Genomic DNA, 1,858 nt, shown 5'->3' on the forward strand with positions numbered 1-1,858 from the left:
CAACAGTGAGCCACAGCATTTACTTGCTGGAAACGTAGTTTCCAGTGCTGTTGTGAGCAGTTGCTAGACTTTAGCACCATGTAGCTAGAAATAGGAGAATAAAAAATGAGCAACGCAAGTGAAATCACCAACAAACTATGGGAAATGGCGAACAAACTTCGTGGAACAATGGACGCAAGTGAATATAAAAACTACATTCTTCCCTTTATGTTTTACCGCTACCTTTCAGAAAACCAAGATGAATACTTGGCTTTAAACGACCTAAAAGAATTTTACGAAGTGGTTGATAGCGAAGAAAAAGAAGAATACTTAGAAGAAATCAGCAAGGGAATTGGCTATGCGATTGAACCAGAGTACACATGGAAAGCGATTGTGTCAAAAATTGAAAACCACAAAATCATAGCGAGCGATTTTCAAGACTTATTTGACGGATTTACGAACAATGCGAAAAGAAACCCGATTGCTGAAGAAGATTTTGCTAACGTATTTTCTGACATTAACTTGGGCGACACACGTCTTGGTGCAGGAACAAATGAACGTGCCAAAGCGTTGAATGATATTGTTTTGATGATAAATGAAATTACATTTAAAGACGAATCGGGTCGTGACATTCTTGGCGATGTTTACGAGTATTTAATTGGACAATTTGCAGCGAACGCTGGGAAAAAAGGCGGAGAATTTTACACGCCACATGAAGTCAGCAAAATTTTGGCGAAACTTGTTACGCATGATGTCGTTGATAACGGGGAACAATTCCGCCTATATGACCCGACAATGGGGTCAGGTTCTTTGCTTTTAACCGTTCAAAAAGAATTGCCCTATGGAAACAGAGACGGTAGCGTAGAGTTTTACGGTCAAGAACTCAACACCACTACTTACAACTTAGCACGCATGAACTTGATGATGCACGGGGTGAATTATCGCAATATGGAGTTGAAACGTGCGGATACTTTGGATACAGATTGGCCATTTTCTGAGAAAAACAATGTACAAATTCCATTGAAATTTGATGCAGTGGTGGCAAATCCGCCGTACTCTCAAAACTGGGAGACAAAGACGATTGACCGTGAAAAAGATCAGCGATTTAGAGGGTACGGAATTGCTCCTGCCTCAAAAGCGGACTATGCTTTTGTTCTCCACGGACTTTATCATTTGGACGAAAACGGAACAATGGCGATTGTCTTGCCGCATGGCGTTTTATTCCGTGGAGCTGCGGAAGGGAAAATTCGCAAAAACATTATTGAGAACAATTTGCTAGATACAGTCATTGGTTTACCTGCCAACCTATTTTACGGCACAAGTATTCCAACAACCGTTCTAGTATTCAAAGGTCGCAAAAAACGTCAAAATAGAGACATTTTATTCATTGACGCCTCAAACGAATTTGAAAAAGGAAAAAACCAAAACAAGTTGACCGAAGAAAACATACAAAAGATTATTGAAACCTATCATAATCGTGTGGACGTTGACAAATACGCTCATGTTGCAACAATGGAGGAAATTGAAGAAAATGATTATAACTTGAACATTCCTCGCTATGTAGACAATTTCGAGGAAGAAGAAGTCAAACCACTTTCTCAATTATCCGCCGAACTAACCGACATACAATCAGAAATCACCACTTCAACAAACACTCTATTTGAACTTCTAGGCAGTCTAAAAGGGGCAAGCGACGAATCAAAAGCAGAACTAGAAAAATTCATGCAGTCTTTTGGGGAATAGGATAGAAAAGCGAAGAATGAGTCTTCGCTTTTTTGGCTTATGCTTGGGAACAGCGGAGGTTGGGAGAAAAAACAAAATTAATCACTAAAGGCACAACGCCAAAAGACAAATCTGGAAATGGAAGTATCAACTTTGT

1 protein-coding gene is annotated in these 1,858 nt (G+C 39.7%); it reads left to right on the top strand.

Annotated elements, in window-relative coordinates:
- Positions 1–105 precede the first annotated feature (105 nt).
- On the top strand, positions 106–1,722 hold the full coding sequence (locus tag B5D30_RS13000; RefSeq protein ID WP_078808514.1) for a type I restriction-modification system subunit M: 1,617 nt from the start codon (positions 106–108) through the stop codon (positions 1,720–1,722).
- The last annotated feature ends 136 nt before the right edge of the window (positions 1,723–1,858 follow it).

Source organism: Pilibacter termitis, assembly GCF_900167335.1.
Lineage (GTDB): Bacteria > Bacillota > Bacilli > Lactobacillales > Streptococcaceae > Pilibacter > Pilibacter termitis.